Here is a 20,442-nt window from a genome sequence, read left to right on the forward strand (position 1 = left end):
GAATGATATGGCGTTCACGATTGCGCCGACTTGCGTCGTATTCGACATTTCACTTGCCCGGCTCTACTGGCACTATTCTCGTTCCCAATTGCGCCCCACGGAGGCCAAATGCTGTCCAGTCTCGCCTCCATCGCCACCCTGATGCTGTCGACGCTGCTGATGATGGCGGGCTTCGGATTGATGGGCTACATGCTGCCGATCCGCTCGCTCAACGAGGGATGGTCGACCTTCATCATTTCCGTCATCGCCACCGGCTATACCTTCGGCTTTACGGTGTCGTGCATCGTCACGCCGATCTTCGTGCGCCGCGTCGGGCATGTGCGGGTCTTCGGTGCTCTGATCACGCTCCTGACCGTTTCCATCCTGCTTTGCGCGCTCGTTGTCGAATGGTGGGCCTGGATGATCTTCCGCGGTCTTTCCGGCTTTGCCATTGCTGGCGCCTATCTCCTGATCGAAAGCTGGCTCAATGAGCGGGTGACGAACGACAATCGCGGCGCCCTGTTTTCCGTCTACATGGTGACCTGCCTCGTGGGCTCGATCGGCGGCCAATACATCGTGCCGCTCGGCGACGTGAACGGACCGAACCTTTTCATCATCTGCGCGCTGATCTTCTCGCTGGCACTCTTTCCTGTCGCCCTGTCGACGGCCAAGTCGCCAAGCCCGATTGCCGAGGCGCGCTTCGATCTGAGGCGGCTCTATCGCCGGTCGCCGATTGCATTCTTCGGCTCGCTGCTTTCCGGGGCGCTGTCGGGAACCTGGGGCAGTCTCGGCGGCGTCTATTCCCAGACGATCGGCATGACCACGGCGCAAGGGGCGACGCTGCTGGCTGCCTTCCTGGCCGGTGGAGCAATCTCGCAGGTGCCGATCGGACGCATATCGGACCGCATGGATCGGCGCTTCGTGATGATTGCATCCGGACTGTTCGGCGTCGGCGCCTGCGGGATGATGATCGCTTTCGGCGCGGATGACCCAACCGCGCTCTATATCGCCGGCTTCTTCGTCGGCACCGTGCTCTATCCGGTCTATTCGCTCAACGTCGCCCATGCCAACGACCTCGCCGAGCCGCATGAATATGTGACGCTGTCGAGCGCCATCATGATCCTCTACGGCATGGGTACGGTCACCGGTCCGATCATGGCGGGCACGCTGATGCAATGGTTGGGGCCAACCGCGCTTATCGGCTTCCTCGGAACGGCCTTTGCGCTTTATGCCGGCTACGCGGCCTATCGCATCACACGACGCCCCGATGACGTGACACCGGAAGACAAGACTGATTTCCAGGCGACGATCCTGCCGATGCAGGGCGCAGACAACGCCTCTCCGCTGCCCGAGCCTGAACTGGAGGAGCAGCTAGAGCTCGGGATCGAGCCCGGGCGCTAAGCTCACCCTTGCGGGGTGGATGCCTTGCGGGCCGCTCGCCGTTCAAGGCCAAGCTGGTGTTCGCGGTAGATGATGAAGATGCCGGCCGCCACGACGATGGTCGCGCCGATCAGGGTGGTCATCGTCGGGACTTCCGAAAACAGCATATAGGCGGCAATCGAGCCGAGGATGATCGAGCAGTATTCGAAGGGTGCGATCGTCGAGACATCGGCAAAGCGATAGCTTTCGGTCAGGAAGATCTGACCCAGCCCGCCGAAGAAGCCGGCAAGGGCAAGGAGCCCGAGCCCATGCCAGGAAAGGTCGGCCCAGCCGAAGAACCAGGTAATCGCCGAGAGAAGGGCTGCGGTCAGCGAAAAGAAGAGGACGATGGTCGAGGTCTTTTCCTCGCGCACCAGCTGGCGGACCTGCAGCATGGCCCCTGCCCCGAGGACGGCTGAAACCAGCACGGCCACGGCGCCGACCGCCACGTCTGAGCCCAGCCCTTCTTCGCCGAACAGCGTAAGCTTCGGCAGGGAAATGATCAGGACACCGACAAGCCCGATCACGACCGCCGTCCAGCGATAAAGCCGGACGGTCTCCTTCAGGAAGATGGCTGCAAAGACGACGGCAATCAGCGGCATCGCATAGCCAATGGCGATCGCATCCGGCAGCGGCAGATGGACGAGCCCATAGAAGCCTGCCCCCATCGCACAAACGCCGAGCAAACCGCGCTTCACATGGCCGACCGGGTTGTCTGTCTGGAACGCCTGACGCAACTCGCCGCGCCAGGCGAGATAGACGAGGATCGGCACAATGGCGAAAGCCGACCGGTGAAAGCTGATCTGGCCCGGCGGAATGCCGCTGCCTGCGAGTTTGATGCAGGTCTGCATAGCGACGAAGACGGTCACCGAGCAGACTTTCAGCACGATGCCGCGGAGAGGATTGGGATCGGCGAAGGCCATGGCGATCAGATTCTTGCGGGCAGGCTATGCGCAATCGCATAGGGATTTTGAGCCGGCGACGACGACGCCGTGGACTCGGGCTTCCGTCTAGCATGCATGCCCGTCCGCTCCGCGCAAGTGCAGTGCAAGTGCAGATATCGGCAGGCTGAACCCAGAAATGGCCCGGAAACACCGAGTTTTTGGCCATCCATCGTTAACCGACCGTTCAAACGAGGAAATTATATTTCCTGTCAATAAGTCATATTATTGCGGCACTTTGCCGTCTTTGCTGCTCGCTTTTTCAAACCGGGGTTTGGCGCCATGCCGCAGGCCGAATATCAGACCAATTCCATTTCAGAGATCCGCGCCACGCCCCGGTCCATGCGCCTCGTCACCGAGAGTATCGGCACCGATCTCGAGCAATTCAGCGCCGACAACGCCCAAATCGTGCGGCAGATCCGCCTTCTCGCCATCAATGCGCTGATCGAGGCGGCGCGTGCCGGTGAGGCCGGCAAAGGTTTCGCCGTCGTCGCCAACGAGGTTCAGCGTCTGGCGCAGGGTGCCGGAGAAACCGCAGAGCGCTTCCAGGAGAACGTGCTTGGACGCATAAGGCAGAGCCGGACCATGGCGGATGATCTCGTCGATCAGATGGAAGGCGTGAGACTGATCGACCTTGCCCAGACGCTCGTCCAGTTCATCGTCCGCAATCTCTTCGAGCGCACGGCGGACGTGCGCTGGTGGGCGACCGACAGCGCCCTTTGGGAGGCACTCGAACAGCCCTCGCCCGAGCGAGCCCAGCATGCAGCCGCGCGGCTCGGCGTCATCAATCGGTTCTACACGGTCTATTTCGATCTCGTCATGACCGATGCCGCCGGCAAGGTCATCGCCTCGGCCAATCCCCGGCATCATCGCAGCCTCAAGGACCGCGATCTCTCCAGCGAAGCCTGGTTCCGGGCAGCCCGCACCTGCCAGAGCGGTGACGACTATATCGTCGACACCGTCAAGCGCAGCCTGGTGCACGACAATCGCGACGTTCTCGTCTACGCCACCGGGATCCGGGAAGGCGGCCGCAGCGATGGCGCGCTTCTCGGCACGCTCGGCGTCTATTTCGACTGGAAGGCCCAGGGCCAGGCCATCGTCGAGAAGGAGGCGAACCTGGCGCCGCAGGTCGCCGAAAAGACCGAGGTCCTGCTGCTCGACGGCAACAACATGGTGATCGCCTCATCGCGTCCGGAGCGGATCTACACCCATTTCGCGCTCAACAATCCCAAACAACTCGCCAAAGGCAGCTATTACGATCAGAGCGGCGCCATCGTCGCCTTCGCAAAGACCCTCGGCTATGAGGACTATGACGGCCTCGGCTGGTCCGGTGTCATTATCCAGAGCATGGACAGTGAGGACCTCTTGCGTCAGCGGTTGCGATTGAAGTGATGCTGCCCACCTGGCTGCCGGTATTGCCGAAGATATTCTCCTGACTATTCTTGGATTTGAAGCCCGATTTCGGCCGTGAAATCCAAGAAAACCGGCGCCAGGATCAAGAGCATCGTAAAAATAACTCGTGTTTTAACAATCATTCAGAAATTGCTGCAATCATCGCGACAACTTGACCCCAGGCGATCGCGAGCCCAAGCGCTCGTGCCGTGCCTTGGTGGCCAACCCCGTAGCGACCAGGACACATTATGCGCACAGACACGGGCCGGATCGTTCATCTGGCAGACTACCGCCCCACCGACTTCGTTCTGGAACGGGTTGATCTGACCTTCGAACTGGACCCGACGGAAACCAAGGTGGAAGCCCGGTTGATCTTCCATCGGCGCGAAGGTGTCGATGCGGCAGCCCCCCTGGTGCTCGACGGTGACGACCTCACCATGACGAGCGTTCTTTTCGACCAGATCGAGATGGACCCGTCGCGCTACACCGCGACGCCAGAGAGCCTTACCATCCGCGACCTGCCGGAATCCACGCCCTTCGAGATCACCGTGGTGACGATGATCAATCCGGAGGCCAATACCCAGTTGATGGGCCTTTATCGCTCGAACGGCATCTACTGCACCCAGTGCGAGGCCGAGGGCTTCCGCCGCATCACCTATTTCCCCGACCGGCCTGACGTGCTCGCCGTCTATACGATCAACATCATTGCCGACAAGGCGGCCAATCCGCTCTTGCTTTCGAACGGCAATTTCCTCGGCGGCGCCGGCTTCGGCCCGGACAAGCATTTCGCCGCCTGGTTCGACCCGCATCCGAAGCCGTCCTATCTCTTCGCGCTGGTTGCCGGCGATCTCGGCATTGTCGAAGACACGTTCACCACTATGTCCGGTCGCGAAGTGGCCCTGAAGATCTATGTCGAGCACGGCAAGGAGCCGCGTGCGGCCTATGCGATGGATGCCTTGAAGCGTTCGATGAAGTGGGACGAAGAGGTCTTCGGCCGCGAATATGATCTGGACATCTTCATGATCGTCGCCGTCTCGGACTTCAACATGGGGGCCATGGAGAACAAGGGCCTCAACATCTTCAACGACAAATACGTGCTCGCCGACCCCGAGACCGCGACCGACCAGGACTACGCGAATATCGAGGCGATCATCGCGCATGAATACTTCCACAACTGGACCGGCAACCGCATCACCTGCCGCGACTGGTTCCAGCTCTGCCTGAAGGAAGGCCTCACCGTCTATCGCGACCATGAATTCTCCGCCGACATGCGCTCGCGTTCGGTCAAGCGGATCGCCGAAGTCCGCCACCTGCGCTCGGAGCAGTTCCCGGAAGATGCAGGTCCGCTCGCTCATCCGGTGCGGCCCAGCAAGTATCGCGAGATCAACAACTTCTACACGACGACCGTCTACGAAAAGGGCTCCGAAGTCACCCGGATGATCGCGACCATTCTCGGCCGTGACGACTTCAAAAAGGGCATGGACCTCTACTTCGATCGTCATGACGGCGATGCCGCGACCGTCGAAGACTTCGTCAAATGCTTCGAAGATGCGAGCGGCCGCGACCTCACACAGTTCTCGCTCTGGTATCATCAGGCCGGCACGCCGCAGATCACCGTTTCCTCGTCTTATGACGCCGGTGCCAAGACGCTCACGCTGTCGCTCGAGCAGATGATCCCGGCAACGCCTGGCCAGAGCGCCAAGGAGCCGATGCATATTCCGCTCCGCTTTACGCTGATCTCGGAAAACGGCTCGGAAGCCTCAGCTTCTTCCATCTCCGGCGGCGACGTCACCGGCGATGTGCTGCATCTGACCGAGCGCGCCCAGAGCTTCACCTTCTCCGGCATCGGCAGCCGCCCTGCTGTCTCGCTCAACCGCGGCTTCTCCGCTCCGGTCACCCTGCATTTCTCGCAGAGTGCTGAGGATCGCGGCCATATCGCCCGCCACGACAGCGACCTCTTCGCCCGCTGGCAGGCGATCACCGACCTCGCTCTGCCGGCCCTGATCGATGCTGCGAAGACCGCCCGTGACGGTGGTACCGTGGCGGCCGACCCCGCTTTCGTCGACGTCCTGCTTGCAGTGGCAGCGGACGAGGCGCTGGAGCCTGCCTTCCGCGCCCAGGCGCTCTCGCTTCCGAGCGAAGCCGACATCGCCCGTGAACTGGGCGGCAACAACGACCCGGATGCTATCCATGCCGGCCGCCAGGCCGTGCTCAGCGCCATCGCCACGGCAGGCGCCGATGTCTTCCGCAAGCTGCACGCCACCCATTCGGCTTCCGGCCCCTTCTCGCCAGATGCCGCAGGTGCAGGCAAGCGGGCGCTGAAGAACCTTGCGCTTTCCTTCCTGTCGCTGGCGGAAAACACCCCGGCGCTGGCCGCCGAGGCATTTGCCAAGGCCGACAACATGACGGACCTGTCGCAGGCCCTCACCATCCTCGCCCATCGCTTCCCCGATGCGGAAGAGACGAAGCAGGCGCTCACCGCTTTCGAGACCCGCTTCGCGTCGAACGCGCTCGTGCTCGACAAGTGGTTCACCATCCAGGCGACGATCCCGGGTGCGGCGAGCCTCGACCGGGTCAAGGCCTTGATGGCGAGCCCGCATTTTCAACCGACCAATCCGAACCGCGTGCGATCGCTCATCGGCACCTTCGCCTTCGGCAATGCGACCGGCTTCAACCGTGCGGACGGTGCGGCCTATGCCTTCTTTGCCGAGCAGATCCTCGCGATCGATCCTCGTAACCCGCAGCTTGCGGCACGCCTCCTGACCGCCCTGCGTTCCTGGCGGCTGCTGGAAGCCGGCCGAGCCGACAAGGCGCGCGCGGCGCTTGCGACCATCGAAGCTTCGGCGACGCTGTCGACCGACGTGCGCGACATCGTCGACCGCATCCTGAAGGGCTGAGCCGCCCGTCCGATCCCATGAAAAAAGGCGCCGCGCAAACCGGTGCCTTTTTTCGTCCTCGATCGTTTTTCGGCCTCCGAACGCCGGCTAATTTTCCATGAGATTCAGCCTCTTGCACTGACGCCGATAAAAAAGCGGAGTCGGAGCAATGGGTTAATATTTTCTTTACGCACCGGCTCTGGACAAGCCGAATCGGCCATGATTCCTTGGCGTCAGATTCGGGCAAGCGGCGCTCGAATCACACGAGGGACAGAGGCAGGGACGATGTTGGACGCGCGGCGGGTCACCGCAGCCGATGAGCGGCTGCGCATCAAATTTTCGGACAGGGGTGAATTCTTCGCACGGCTCGGACGGCGGTTTTTCGGCTCGTCCTCGTCCGTTCCGGGTCAGGCCGAGGTATCCGTCCGCTCGATGCGGATCGAGACCATTTTGCGTCGGGCGATCCCGATCCTCATTCTCGCTTTTCTCGCCGTCGTGGCGCTCGCCCGCACTATCGGCATCGTCAACGAACACCAGCGCATGGCAGCGGCCGCCCGCCAGTCGACGGCCCTGATCGCAGCCACGGTCAATGCCGCGCTCGGCGAACGGCCGGCGCTATTTGAGACCAGCAATCGCGCTGAGGCCGAGAAACGCCTCGCCACGTATCTGGATCACGAGCATTTTGCCAACGGTGCCCTCGTGCTGCTCGTCGACCCCACCGGCCGCGTCTTCGGCTCGTCGCCGGCAGCCGCAGGTCAGGTCGGCTCGATGCTCGTCAGCCTGCTGCCGGAGATGATGACGATCCGCAAATCCGGCAGCCGCGCCGGCGCAATCGAAACGGATCTGAACGGCGTTCCCCATCACGCGATCTTCACACCCGTCGGCACCGATGGCGCGATGATCGTCGCTGCCCATTCGCTGCAGGCTGTCGAAGACTTCTGGCGCCGCGAGCTGTCGCTCAACGTTACGCTGTTCACCTGCATCACCGTCATCCTCTTCGTCATCCTCTATGCCTATTTCTACCAGGTGAAGCGGGCCCGCGAGGCAGACGATACCTTCCTCGAATCCAACCTGCGGGTGGAAACGGCGCTCGCCCGCGGTCGCTGCGGCCTCTGGGACTTCGATCTCGAAAGCCGAAAGCTCGTCTGGTCGCGCTCGATGTACGACATGCTCGGCCTCACGCCATCGACCCAGCCGCTGGCATTCGCCGATGCCGCCCGCCTGATGCATCCCGACGATGGCAATCTCTATGCGCTCGCCCGCTCGGTCGGTCGCGGCAGCTCGCGGCATATCGACCAGATCTTCCGCATGCGCCACGCCCAGGGCCACTATGTCTGGATGCGCGCCCGCGCCCAGATCATCTCTTCCAATACCGGCGACCTGCATGTGATCGGCATTGCAATGGACGTGACCGAACAGCACCGCCTCGCCCAGCGTTACGCCGAAGCCGATCAGCGCCTCGCTGACGCCATCGAATGCACCTCGGAAGCCTTCGTACTCTGGGACAAGAACGACAAGCTCGTCGCCTGGAACGGCCATTTCCAGAAGGTCTACGGTCTGCCTGACGACGTGCTGGTGCCCGGCAAGGAGCGTTCGCTGGTGCTCGCGGCCGCCGGCAAGCCAATCATCCAGCGCCGCATCGCCGACGCCGATGACGGCACCAATTCGCGCACCTCGGAAGTACAGCTCGCAGACGAGCGCTGGCTGCAGATCAACGAGCGCCGCACCCGTGACGGCGGCCTGGTCTCGGTCGGCACAGACATCACGCTTCTGAAGCGTCACCAGGAGCGCCTGCGTGAACAGGAACGCCGCCTGATGGCCACGATCGGCGATCTCTCCGCCTCGCAGAAGATCCTAGAGCGTCAGAAGACCGAACTCTCCGACGCCAACGAAAAGTATATCGCCGAGAAGCAGAATGCCGAAGCTGCCAACAAGGCAAAGTCGGAATTCCTGGCCAACATGAGCCACGAGCTCAGGACGCCGCTCAATGCCATCCTCGGCTTCTCGGAAATCCTGCTCGCCCGTATGTTCGGCCCGGTCGGTTCGCCGAAATACGAGGAATATGCCAAGGACATCCACGAAAGCGGCAAACACCTGTTGAACGTCATCAACGACATCCTCGACATGTCGAAGATCGAGGCGGGACAGATGAAGATCCGCTGCGAAACCATCGATCTCTGCCCACTGATCGAAGAGAGCATGCGGCTGACCGCGATCCCCGCCGAAGAGAAGAACATCACCGTCGAACAGCGTATCGAAGCCAGCCTATCGCTCGTCGCCGACCGTCGCGCCATAAAGCAGATCCTGCTCAACATCCTGTCCAACGCCGTGAAATTCACCGATGAAGGCGGCAAGATCGCTCTTCGGGCCCGCAAGGTTCAGGGCGCCGTGATCGTCTCCATCGCCGATACCGGCATCGGCATTCCGAAAAGCGCGCTCAGCAAGATCGGCAATCCCTTCGAACAGGTGCAGAGCCAGTATGCCAAGTCGAAGGGCGGCTCGGGTCTCGGCCTTGCCATCTCCCGTTCGCTGGTCGCGCTGCATGGCGGCTCGCTGAAGATCCGCTCCCGCGAGGGCCAGGGCACGGTGGTGTCGATGCGCATCCCGGATGTGAGCTTCGCCCAAGGCTTGAAGCGGCGCGCGTGAACGCGACGGCTGCAAGCGTTGAGCGGTGTTCACCTCACGGCAACCCTTCCCGGTGAATACGCAGCCGAACTGCCTCGTCCGTGAGGGTCCTCGGGCCATGACAGGCTCGGGATAATCCGGCACGAGGCCGGAGGCAAAACAGGGACCGCACTGGCCAGTGAAGGCAAATAGCGCAATAGGCTCTATCTCAATTTCATCATCGAACTGATCGGCGCCCTGCTGTCGATCAGGTTGATGATCCTGACAGTCGCCGGCATATGGATTAGGTCGGCGACGCCCGCTACGGCGTCATTTCCCTGATCTGGATGAGGATCGGCTATCTCGGCGCTCTCAAACTCGGCCTTGCTCCCGCCACTATCAATGCACTGGCGCGCCTCGACCATTCCGCCCAGCGCGAACGCGCCTGCGTCCTTGTTGGGACCGCCCTGCTCTATCTTGGCATCTGCGCGTCAAGGATCCTTTTGATGGATCAGCCCAAACCGTCGGCGGGCTGCAACGGCACCCATCTAATGTGATATCGTGATAATTTTGTACTTTGTTTGGTAGCGTCGCCTTCCTCCCTCAAAGCTCGATTGCGGGCAACAAATATCGCTTGTATTTCCGAGAGTTATGAGCGCCCCATAATTCGTAATACATCTGCCTGCAAGAAAACCTACCGCCAAATACAGTCTCAACTTATCGAGGAGAAATACACCCTGTAACTTCAACAGCTACAGAGTGCCACTCAGCCATGACAGCATCACAGCATTTCCCCTCGCTTCGCCACCGTCGTCTTTCTTTTGTCACTGCCACTGCACTAAGCCTTATGATGAGCCTCGGCCTAACCGGTCCCGTGCAGGCGGATGTCCTGGTCAACCGCGACCTATCCGTCTTGCTCTACAGGGGGTTCCTGGGAAATTTTTTGGGCTTCACGAGATCGCCAAGCGGTATCGGCGCCAGCACCGGCTACTCGAGTTACCAGGATAGCAATCAACTCTCCGCCGAACCAAACACGATCACCACCCCATCGAATGATCTTGATGCGACCGCGATCAGCGGCGACGGAAGTACCGTGGTCGGTCACGAGTTGATTAACCCCGAGACCCGCCGTCTTTTCGTCTGGTCACAAGCTGACGGGTTGACCTACGTGGGCACCGATACGGTCGGCTACACATTCGACCTGCGGCACGTCAGCGACGATGGTTCGGCGGTAGCAGGGACGAACTACTATAACAATCCTACGGCGTTCTACTGGCATAAAGGTGACACGACGATCACCAATCTCGGCACTCTCGGTGGCACTCAATCCTATGCTAACGCGCTGAGCGGCGATGGCAGCACGGTCGTTGGCTATTCCTATAACGCCGACGAGGTGCAGCAAGCGTTCGTCTGGATACGCGGCGGCGGGATGGTCGGCATCGGCGTACCTGACGCCCAAACTGCAAGCTTCGCCACTCATGTCAGCTTCGACGGCAGTGTCGTTGGCGGTGGATTGTTTAACGAATTGGGCCTTCGCGCCTTTCGCTGGACGGTTCAGACGGGCCTGACCGACCTCGGCGATCTCGGTGGTGGCGGTCAAACGACTCTCCAAGCAATGAACCGGGATGGCAGTGTCCTGGTGGGGTACTCCACCGGTGCATCGGGCGGTGCGCGGGCGTTCCGCTGGGCCAATGGCGCGATCGGGGATCTCCAAGCACCAGGTTTCATCAATTCATTTGCACTCGGCGTCAGCGACGACGGCGCAGTCGTCATCGGCAATGCCAGCATGCCTGACCCCAGCGGTGCCCAAGGGCCAGAAGGTCCCGTGATCCTCTACCGTGGTTTTCGCTGGACCAACGAGAGCGGCATGATCACCGTCGATCAATGGCTCCGCGACAATGGGGTCACGCTGGCGCAAGACATCACCGGCGATGCCGCGGCCGTTTCTGCCGATGGCGAAACCGTTTTTGGCCGGCTTGCGAACGGCGGCGGCTACTACATCGCCCATGTCGATCCTGATGCGGCAGGCGTGATCGACCCTGTTCCAGGAAGCGTGGTCAAGCCTGTTGCGGGAGGCGTGATCAACGTTTCCAACTATGTTGCTTCCGCCGCACAGACGAATTCCGTGGCGATCGGCCTCCAGACATCAACCGCCAGCACTGTCATGTTCGGTGCCCAGGGCAGCCCGATGCGCAATCTTCTCGACGTCGGCCGTCGTTCCGTCTGGGGTACCGTGGACACCGGTTACGACAGCGGTGCGAAGTCCGAAGGGGCTGTCGCGCTGGGAGATTTCGGTTTCGGCTACGGCCTGATGGACGGCGTCACCCTGCGCCTCCAGGGGGGCGCGACGCATACCGATCAGGATCTCTATGACGGCGGCGACTTCCAGGCACTTGGCTGGTACGTGGCACCCGAAGTTACGGCCAATCTGGTCGGTGATCTCTATCTGACTGCCGGCGGCCTCTACGGTCGCGGCAAGCTTGACATCAATCGTGGTTATCTGAACGGCACCGCACTCGACTATTCGAAAGGCGAAACCGATACGGAAATGCTCTCCGGCAAGGTGCGCGTCGACTGGCTGAACGCGCTCACCTTGGGTGATGCCGCCTTTACGCCCTACCTCGCGCTTTCGCGAACCTTGGCGAAGACGGATGCCTACAGGGAAACCGGCGGCGGCTTCCCCGCCAGCCATAATGCGGTGAGTGAAAACGCGACCATCGCCCGCCTCGGGGTCGACGGCGTCTACAAGCTGAACGACACCGTGTCCCTCCTCGCCCGTGCCGAAGCCGCCTACCGCTTCGAAGAGCAGAGCACAGGCACGTCGACGGAAGTCGCCGGCGTCCAGCTCGCAGTTGCCGGTCAAGACATCAAGCAGTTCTGGCTGCGCGGTGGTGTCGGCACCGCACTCGCCATCGGCGGCGGCGTCGCTTCCTTCATGCTCAACGCCACGACCGAAAGCGACGATCCTGACGTCTGGCTGCGCTCCGGATGGAAGGTCGACTTCTGAGGCCAATGTCGCGCAAGACATGCAAAAGCCGCCGGCAACCCGGCGGCTTTTGCATTTTCAGTTCAGGTGTAGCCGCAACGTCCCGTGCGTCCTACGCCACCACCCGCGAGAACACCTTCCTCACCGCCTTGGACAGCCGCTTCACTTCCGACTCGGCCGTTTTCATATCGGGACTTTCGGCGGCGCGTGCCACGCGGTCGGTCAGGCCGGCCGGGACATTGGCGGGATCGAAGGGGCCGTCGATGCAGAGGCGAATGACCTGCGACAGGTCCGTGTAGAGCTTGAGCGCCGAGAGGCAGATATCGAGATCGTTGGGGTCGATCAGCGTGCCGAGTGCCTTCAGAGCATCCGCAGTGGACAATTCATTGGTGCGCACGCGATGGCCCCTGGAGGGGGCCACCAGCGCCAGATATTGCGCTATGAACTCGATATCAACCAGGCCGCCGGGAATGAGCTTCAGATCCCATATGTCCTTGGCCGGCTTCTCCTGTTCGATCAGGGCGCGCATTTCCAGCACGTCCTTGACGGTCTTTGCGCGATCGCGCGGGGCTGCTAGCACCTCCTCGATGATCCGCTCGGCCTCGGCCACGAGGCCCGCATCGCCGGACATCATGCGGGCCCGCGAGAGCGCCATGTGTTCCCAGGTCCAGGCCTCCTCGCGCTGATAACGGGCAAAGGCGCGAAGCCTCGTTGCGACCGGCCCCTTGTTGCCGGAGGGGCGAAGCCGCATGTCGACCTCGTAGAGCACGCCTTCTGCCGTCGGCGCCGAGAGTGCCGCGATCAGCCTTTGCGTCAACCGGGTGAAGTAACGCACCGGATCAAGCGGCTTTGCACCATCCGATTCAGAGGCATCGTCGTCATGCTCGTAGAGCAGGATCAGGTCAACGTCGGATCCTGCCGTCAGCTCGAAGGAGCCGAGCTTGCCCATGCCGGCCAGCGCCACCCGGCCACCAGGGATCTTGCCATGCGCCGCCTCCATCTCCGCGATGACCGCCTTCAGCGCCTCGTCGATGACGAGGTCGGCGAGGTCGGTAAAGGCATGGCCTGCCTGGGCCCCGCCGATCGAGCCGGTCAGCAGGCGAATACCGATCAGGAACCGCTGTTCGGCGGCGAAGATGCGCAGCCGGTCGAGGATTTCCTCGTAGTGGCGCGCGCTGGAGAGGAAACTCTTCAGCCGCTGGCCGAGATAGTCGCGGGTGGGAAGTTCGACCAGGAGGCCCGGATCCAGCATGCCGTCGAAAACGTGCGGCCGCTCTGCGATGATCTCGGCAAGCCTTGGCGCAGCCGCCATGATGTTGACCATCAGGTCGAGAAGGGCGGGATTGTTGCCGAGCAGCGAGAAGAGCTGGATGCCGGCGGGGAGCCCTGAGAGGAAACTGTCGAAGCGCAGAAGTGCCTCGTCGGCCCGCCGGCTCTCGCCGAAGGCCTTCAAAAGATCCGGCGTCATCTCGGTCAGCCGCTCACGGGCCTCGACCGATTGCGTCGCCCGGTATCTACCGTAGTGCCAGGTTCGGATCACACCGGAGATGGCTTCGGGCCTCTCGAAGCCAAGACCCTTCAACGTCTTCAGCGTGTCCGGGTCATCCTGCTGGCCGGTGAAGACGAGATTGCCGCTCGCGCTCGACAAGCCCTCCTCCTTTTCGAACAGGCGTGCGTAACGCTTCTCGACGGTCTTCAGCGTCGTTTCCAGCGCCCGAGAGAATGCCGTCGTGTCGATGAAGCCCAGCATGAAGGCAATGCGCTTCAGTTCGGCCTCGGTCTCGGGCAAGACATGGGTCTGCTCGTCATGCACCATCTGGATGCGGTGCTCGACATCGCGCATGAACCAGTAGCAGTCCGTCAGTTCTTCCGCCGTCTGCTCATCGATCCATCGCGCCGAGCCCAGCGCCTTCAACGCTTCTTCGGTCGGGCGGCAGCGCAGATCCGGCATGCGGCCGCCGGCGATCAACTGCTGCGTCTGGGCGAAGAACTCGATCTCGCGGATGCCGCCGCGACCGAGCTTGACGTTGTGCCCCTTCACAGCAATCGCGCCGTGGCCCTTGTGCACATGGATCTGGCGCTTGATCGAGTGGATGTCGGCGATTGCTGCATAGTCGAGATATTTGCGGAAGACGAAGGGCACAAGCTCCCTGAGGAACCCCTCGCCTGCCTTCAGGTCGCCGGCCACCGGCCGCGCCTTGATGAAGGCCGCCCGCTCCCAGTTCTGTCCTCTGCCCTCGTAATAGATGAGCGCCGCTTCAACAGGCACGGCAAGCGGCGTCGAGCCCGGATCGGGCCTCAGCCTCAAATCGGTGCGGAAGACATAACCATCCGCCGTGCGCTCCTGCAGGATACGCACCAGACGGCGCATCATCCGGCCATAGGTCTCCATCGCATCATCGGGATCTCCAAGGATACCGGCATCCGGATCGTAGAAGATCACGAGGTCGATGTCGGAGGAATAGTTGAGCTCTCGGGCGCCGTGCTTGCCCATGCCGAGCACGATCAACCCGCTGCCTTCAGCCGGATTGTCCCGGTTCTTGAGGGTGAGCTTGCCGCCCTCATGGCCCGAAAGCAGCAGATGATCGATGGTAGCAGCCACGGCTGCGTCTGCCACCGCACTCAGCCAGGCCGTGGTATCGCGGGCGGTGAAGACACGGGCAAGATCGGCAAGCGCCGTCAGAAAGGCCACCTTGCGCTTCGCGCGCCGCAGCCTCGCCATGACCTCGCCTTCGCCCGGTACAGCACCGGCGGCATCCGGCTTCCAGGCCGTGCGCGCCTCTTCGATCGCATCGACAATCTGCGGCTCGATCGGTGCCGAGACCGCATCGAGCAAAAGCGACGGCTTCAGATTGGCGACGTCACGCAGGTAGGGAGACAGTGTGAAAGCCGCAAGGATGAAGCTGCGCAGCGGTCCTTCAGCCGAAAGATGCTCGGCGAGCGCCGGCTCCTGTTTCGTCAGATCCTTGAGCAAAGCGGTGGCCGCCTTGAGCTCTGTCTGATTCAACGGACGGATTGCTCCGTCGGCCACATCGGACAATCTGCTCGTCCTGCCGTTCCCCATCAGCGTGTCCTCTCCCGGTCGAGATTTCTAGCGAATCTCCAACCGGGTAAGGTTACGACCTCATCCCGGGAAAAACCATGGTCGCGGTCAAGCCGGGATAATCGGCAAGGCTGCGAGTATCCGTCAGTTGCAGCCGGCCGCCATGAAGGGCCATGATCGCCTCGACGAGCGACAGGCCCAGGCCTGTCCCCGGCTTCGACCGGCTCTTGTCCAGCCGAACGAAACGTTTGACCACCTCGGCACGTTTGTCGGCAGGCACGCCCGGCCCCTCGTCCGAGACGGAAATCTCCACACCATCCGTCCCCCGCGAGACTCGCACCCGGATCTCCGAGCCTGCCTCTCCCTGACCACCATACTTGATGGCATTGTCGATCAGGTTGGAAATCGCCTGTCCCACCAGTTCGCGATTGCCGCGCACGGACAGACCCGGCGAGATCTCGCAGATCATCGTCTGGCCCGCCTCTTCCGCGACCGGCTCGTAAAGCTCGGCGCTGTCAGCCGCGATCGCAGAGATGTCGATGTCGGAAAGCTCGGCCGCAATCGATCCGGCTTCGACGCGCGAAATCATCAGCAGCGCGTTGAAGGTGCGGATGAGCTGGTCGGATTCGCCGATGATCGTCTCAAGGGCTGCCCTGCGGGCATTCGCATCATCCTCGTTCAGCGCATCGGCCGCCTTGTTGCGCAGGCGCGTCAAGGGCGTCTTCAAGTCGTGGGCGATGTTGTCGGAAACCTGTTTCAGCCCCTCGTTCAGCTGTTCGATGCGCCCCAGCATGCCGTTCAGCGACGACGACAACCGGTCGAATTCGTCGCCCGAGCCCGATACGGGCAGTCGCTGAGACAGGTCGCCGGCCATGATCTTCTGGCTCGCTTCCGAAACACGGTCGATGCGTTTCAGCGCATTGCGGCCGATGGCGAACCAGATGACGACGGCGCCGATCCCCATGATCAACAGCGCCACCATCAGCGCCTGACGCACGAGAAGTCTGAGCTTGCCTGGCTCGCCGAGATCGCGCCCAACAAGCACACGGATGCCATTGTCCAGCACGAAGACATGGCCCGTCGCGAGGTGACGCTTCACCCCGCCGCTGTCGGTATAACGCTGGTAACGGAAGGGAAAATCGGTCCAGCCCTCCTCGTCAAAGACGCCGGGTTGCAGCGAGGCGACATTGCCGGCGAGGATCTCTCCGTTCGGGCTTGCGATCACATAGAGGTTCGCCCCCGGCTGGCGGGCACGCCTCTCCATGGTTCTGAGTAGCTGGTTGATGCCGCCCCGTTCAAAGGCGCCCTGGATTTCGGTCACCTCCTGGCGAAGGGCATCGCGGGTCTGGTTGTTGAGGATGCGCTCGGCGAGCCCCGTTACGTAAAAGACGAGGAAGGCGGCGCAGAGCGCAAAGAGAATGATGTAGAGCGCAGACAACCGGACGGCCGTGGACTTGGCCAGCACCCCGATGCGGGACTTCAGCCGCATGTCAGCCTTCGTCCTTGATCATGTAACCGGCACCGCGAACCGTCTTCAGAAGCGGCCGGTCGAAATCCTTTTCGATCTTCGAGCGCAGCCGCGACACATGCACGTCAATGACATTGGTCTGCGGGTCGAAGTGATAGTCCCAGACGTTTTCGAGCAGCATGGTGCGCGTCACCACCTGTCCGGCATTCTTCATCAAGTATTCCAGAAGGCGGAATTCACGCGGCTGCAGCAGGATCTCCTTGCCGGCGCGCTTCACCTCATGGGAGAGCCGGTCGAGCTCGAGATCGCCGACCCGGTAGGCCATGTCTTGCTCCGGTTTGCCCTTGCGGCGGCCAAGCACCTCGACGCGCGCCAGGAGCTCGGAAAAGGCATAGGGTTTCGGCAGGTAATCGTCGCCGCCGGCACGAAGCCCCGTCACGCGGTCATCCACCTGGCCCAGCGCCGAGAGGATGAGGACGGGCGTATCGATGCCGCGCTTGCGCAGCTCGCTGATGACGGAAAGGCCATCACGGCGCGGCAGCATGCGGTCGACCACCATCACGTCATAGGCGTTTTCGGTGCCCATGAAGAGCCCGCTTTCGCCGTCGCTCGCATGGTCGGCGACGATGCCGGCCTCGCGAAAGGCCTTGGTCATGTAGGCTGCAGCTTCCAGATCGTCTTCGATGACAAGTATCTTCATGCGCGCGACATTAGCCTCAGCATCCGCCACCGTATAGCCGGTTTCGCCGGACTTAGGCTGTCCTTGTTCCGCGATCCCCATGCTTCGTCCTTTCCTTGCATCTAGCGGTCGGCGACCACCGGAAACGACAAGGGGCGCCGCCGGTCCTCGACCGCCGACGCCCCTCGTCAGATCACAATTAGCCCTGGGCGATCGGGAGCGCCACGAAGCGGCTGCCGCTATCCGATTCGACCTGGAAGAGCGCCCGGGTCCGGCCGTCCTTCTTCGCCTGGTCGAGGACCTTCTGGACATCGGCAGCGGACGAGACCTCCTGGTTGTTGACCGAGGTAATCGTCTCCCCGGCCTTCAGGCCCTTGTCGGCGGCGTCGCTCGACGGATCGACGTCGATGATGGCAAGCCCCTTGCCGCCATCAGCAGGGCGAACGGAAAGGCCGAGGCCCGACAGTTCCTGCTCGGCTTCCGGAGCGGGTGCGGCATCATTCTCCGTGCCGGCACTCGCAGACTGTTCCGCCGGCAGTTCACCGAGCTTGACCTCGACTTCGCTCGCCTTGCCATCGCGCCACAGCGTCACATCAACCGTGGTATCCGGGGCATAGGCGGCAATGCGGCGAGCGAGATCGCGCGGATCCTTGACCGGGTCGCCATTGACGGCAGTCACCACGTCACCCTGCTGAATGCCGGCATCTTCGCCGGGCGAGCCGGCCTGCGGGGCAACAACCAGAGCACCGGCTGCCTCAGACAGGCCGAGGCTGTCGGCGATGTCCTGGGTCACCGGCTGGATCTGCACGCCGAGCCAGCCGCGAGACACCGTCCCGGTTTCCTTGAGCTTGGCGATGACATCGGTTGCAACCGAGGCCGGGATCGCGAAGGCAATGCCGACATTGCCGCCGGAGGGCGAGAAGATCGCGGTGTTGATGCCGACGACTTCGCCGTTCAGGTTGAAGCCGGGACCACCCGAGTTGCCGCGGTTCACCGCTGCGTCGATCTGGAGATAGTCGTCATAGGGGCCGGAGCCAATGTTGCGGCCACGAGCGGAGATGATGCCGGCAGTTACCGTGCCGCCGAGGCCGAAGGGATTGCCGACAGCGACGACCCAGTCACCGACGCGGACCTTCTCGTCGTCTGCGAACTTCACATAGGTGAACTTGGTGTCCGGCGCGTCGACCTTGAGCAGCGCGAGATCGGTTCGGCTGTCCTTGCCGACGAGCTTGGCATCATATTCCTTGCCGTCGTTCATCACGATGGTGAAGGCGGCACCGTCATCGATGACGTGGTTGTTGGTAACGATATAGCCATCTTCAGAGATGAAGAAGCCGGAGCCCTGCGAAGTCGGACGCAGGCGTCCCGGGCCACGCTCGGCGCGCGGACCACGGTCGCGCGGACCTTCCATGCCCGGACCGCCGAAATCACGGAAGAAGCGCTTCAACGGGTGATCGTCCGGCAGATCTTCGAAGCTGCGGCCACCGAAATTGAAGGAGAAATTGCTTTCGTCGGACGAGGCCGGCTGAACATTCGACTGGACGCGGACGGAGACGACGGCCGGCAGCACGGCCTGCACGACATCGCCGAAACTCGGGACCTGCGGCGCGTTCACTTCGACCGGTGCGGCAAGCGCCGGAACCGCGGCGAAGGGAGCAGCCGTCACCAGCATCATGGCGGCAAGGCTCGCGGCGGTGGAGGTCTTGAGGATCGTCTTGAGGGAGCGACCTTTGTTCTCGGACATGTGATCTACCTTCATCTGTTCTTCTGACTGGAGCCGCCGGACAACCCGGCGGTGGGAAGCGGTGGATGAAGTGAGATATAGGGGGCGTCACGTTACGGCGAACTGTACGGCAGATGAATTCTTCGTAATCTTTGGCGAAAGCTTGGACGGGATTTGACCCCATCTCTGGTCAGAGCTATCATCCGTATTACAAACGGAGCAAAAAGCGATGTCAAAACAGCATCTGTCAGATCCGATCACACTTCGCTTGCCACTTGATCTTCTGGGCGAAATCGAAGCTGTGGCCGGCGCCTGTGAACGCAGCCGCAGCTGGGTAATGGTACGGGCGTTGAAGGCCTATATGGCTCAGGAAGGCCGCGAGATCCTTGAGATCGCGCAGGCACGCAGGGCGATCGCCGACGGTGAGGGGACGGACGCCGATGATGTGCTCGCCGAACTGAACGCCATCATCAAGGGTGCCGCGGCGTGAAAGTCGTCGTTTCGCCCAGTGCCAGAGCGTATGTCGCGCGCGAGGCCGGCTACTTGAGAGAACGGAATCGGGCAGCAGGCGAGCGTTTGCTTCACGACTTCAAACAGTTCCTGACAGCGCTCGCGCAGTTTCCCATGATGGGTCAGGACGCAACTGAGCTTCCCCTTAGCGGCATCCGGCGCTTCGTCCTTGGAGATTATCTGATCCACTACGAGGTTGGGGCCGCAGCCATCGTCATTCTGACAATCCGCCACGGTCGCGAGCGGCCACCAGAACTGCCGCTCGACGATGTCTCCGACTACGAATTTCCTTGATCACTCACGATCCAGCAGCTTCCCCAACCGCGCTTCCTCTTCGGGCGAGAGCTTCGCCACCGGCTGCACGGCGCGCCGGCGCGTATAGACCACAGCCACGATCAGCCCGATGATCGCGAGTGCCGCCGGCGCGCCCCAGAGCCCGATCGTGCGGATGCTGAGCCGCGGCTTCAACAGCACGAACTCACCGTAGCGCGACACGACATAGTCGAGCACCTGCTCGTCGCTGTCGCCACCCACCAACCGCTCACGCACCACGACGCGCAGGTCGCGGGCGAGCTCGGCATTGGAATCGTCGATCGACTGGTTCTGGCAGACCATGCAGCGCAGCTCCGCCGAGAGCGCCCGCGCCCGCTGTTCAAGAGCAGGATCGGCGAGCACCTCGTCGGGATTGACGGCAAAGGCATGGACGGGGGTGAAGAGCAGTGCGAGCAGGAGGAAAAGGCGGTGGAGTGTAAGCCGCCGCTGCCCCTCATCCGGCTGCCGCCACCTTCTCCCCGCAAGCGGGGAGAAGGCCGAAGCCACAAG

At 62.2% G+C, this 20,442-nt stretch carries 13 protein-coding genes; 7 read left to right on the forward strand and 6 right to left on the reverse strand.

All coding sequences use genetic code 11. The annotated features are described in order from the left end of the window. Positions 1–108: 108 nt before the first annotated feature. Complete coding sequence (locus tag IP85_RS10535) at positions 109–1,380, forward strand: MFS transporter (protein ID WP_054149632.1); 1,272 nt, start codon at positions 109–111, stop codon at positions 1,378–1,380. A gap of 2 nt (positions 1,381–1,382) precedes the next feature. Here the strand turns inward: IP85_RS10535 and IP85_RS10540 are convergent, their stop codons facing one another. Next, positions 1,383–2,321 (reverse strand): DMT family transporter, encoded by a 939-nt coding sequence (locus tag IP85_RS10540; RefSeq protein ID WP_054149633.1) that lies wholly within the window; start codon positions 2,319–2,321, stop codon positions 1,383–1,385. A 300-nt stretch (positions 2,322–2,621) separates the two neighbouring features. Between IP85_RS10540 and IP85_RS10545 the strand changes: the two genes are divergently transcribed. The 4 genes from IP85_RS10545 (at position 2,622) to IP85_RS10565 (ending at position 12,218) form a co-directional block, all read left to right on the forward strand. Then, positions 2,622–3,731, forward strand: a complete 1,110-nt coding sequence (locus tag IP85_RS10545) for a methyl-accepting chemotaxis protein (protein WP_054149653.1) — start codon at positions 2,622–2,624, stop codon at positions 3,729–3,731. 248 nt (positions 3,732–3,979) lie between these two features. Continuing rightward, a complete protein-coding gene (pepN, locus tag IP85_RS10550; protein WP_054149634.1) occupies positions 3,980–6,628 on the forward strand; it encodes an aminopeptidase N in 2,649 nt (882 codons plus the stop codon). Positions 6,629–6,892: 264 nt separating this feature from the next. Then, a complete protein-coding gene (locus tag IP85_RS10555) occupies positions 6,893–9,253 on the forward strand; it encodes a PAS domain-containing sensor histidine kinase (RefSeq protein ID WP_054149635.1) in 2,361 nt (786 codons plus the stop codon). A gap of 901 nt (positions 9,254–10,154) precedes the next feature. Next, positions 10,155–12,218, forward strand: a complete 2,064-nt coding sequence (locus IP85_RS10565) for an autotransporter domain-containing protein (RefSeq protein ID WP_054149637.1) — start codon at positions 10,155–10,157, stop codon at positions 12,216–12,218. Between the two features lie 91 nt (positions 12,219–12,309). On the opposite strand, the gene IP85_RS10570 is transcribed toward IP85_RS10565, so the two are convergent. The 4 genes from IP85_RS10570 to IP85_RS10585 all read right to left on the reverse strand — a co-directional run bounded on the left by IP85_RS10570 (position 12,310) and on the right by IP85_RS10585 (position 19,131). Beyond that, positions 12,310–15,261, reverse strand: coding sequence for a bifunctional [glutamine synthetase] adenylyltransferase/[glutamine synthetase]-adenylyl-L-tyrosine phosphorylase (locus IP85_RS10570; protein ID WP_054149638.1), 2,952 nt, complete (start codon positions 15,259–15,261; stop codon positions 12,310–12,312). 52 nt (positions 15,262–15,313) lie between these two features. After that, complete coding sequence (locus IP85_RS10575; protein WP_054149639.1) at positions 15,314–16,729, reverse strand: ATP-binding protein; 1,416 nt, start codon at positions 16,727–16,729, stop codon at positions 15,314–15,316. Between the two features lies 1 nt (position 16,730). Then, on the reverse strand, positions 16,731–17,489 hold the full coding sequence (locus IP85_RS10580) for a response regulator transcription factor (protein ID WP_150127417.1): 759 nt from the start codon (positions 17,487–17,489) through the stop codon (positions 16,731–16,733). Between the two features lie 97 nt (positions 17,490–17,586). Next, positions 17,587–19,131: a Do family serine endopeptidase gene (locus tag IP85_RS10585; protein ID WP_245280850.1), complete on the reverse strand. Its 1,545-nt coding sequence runs from the start codon at positions 19,129–19,131 to the stop codon at positions 17,587–17,589. A 208-nt stretch (positions 19,132–19,339) separates the two neighbouring features. Here IP85_RS10585 and IP85_RS10590 point away from each other — a divergent pair, with 208 nt between their 5' ends. Both IP85_RS10590 and IP85_RS10595 read left to right on the forward strand, forming a co-directional pair. Beyond that, positions 19,340–19,600: a ribbon-helix-helix protein, CopG family gene (locus IP85_RS10590; RefSeq protein WP_054149641.1), complete on the forward strand. Its 261-nt coding sequence runs from the start codon at positions 19,340–19,342 to the stop codon at positions 19,598–19,600. Continuing rightward, entirely contained in the window at positions 19,597–19,914 is a 318-nt protein-coding gene (locus IP85_RS10595) for a type II toxin-antitoxin system RelE/ParE family toxin (RefSeq protein ID WP_054149642.1), read from the forward strand. The genes IP85_RS10590 and IP85_RS10595 overlap by 4 nt, the downstream gene beginning before the upstream one ends. On the opposite strand, the gene IP85_RS10600 is transcribed toward IP85_RS10595, so the two are convergent. Beyond that, positions 19,915–20,349: a cytochrome c-type biogenesis protein gene (locus IP85_RS10600; protein ID WP_054149655.1), complete on the reverse strand. Its 435-nt coding sequence runs from the start codon at positions 20,347–20,349 to the stop codon at positions 19,915–19,917. Between the last annotated feature and the right edge of the window lie 93 nt (positions 20,350–20,442).

The organism is Rhizobium sp. AAP116 (assembly GCF_001295785.1).
Lineage (GTDB): Bacteria > Pseudomonadota > Alphaproteobacteria > Rhizobiales > Rhizobiaceae > Allorhizobium.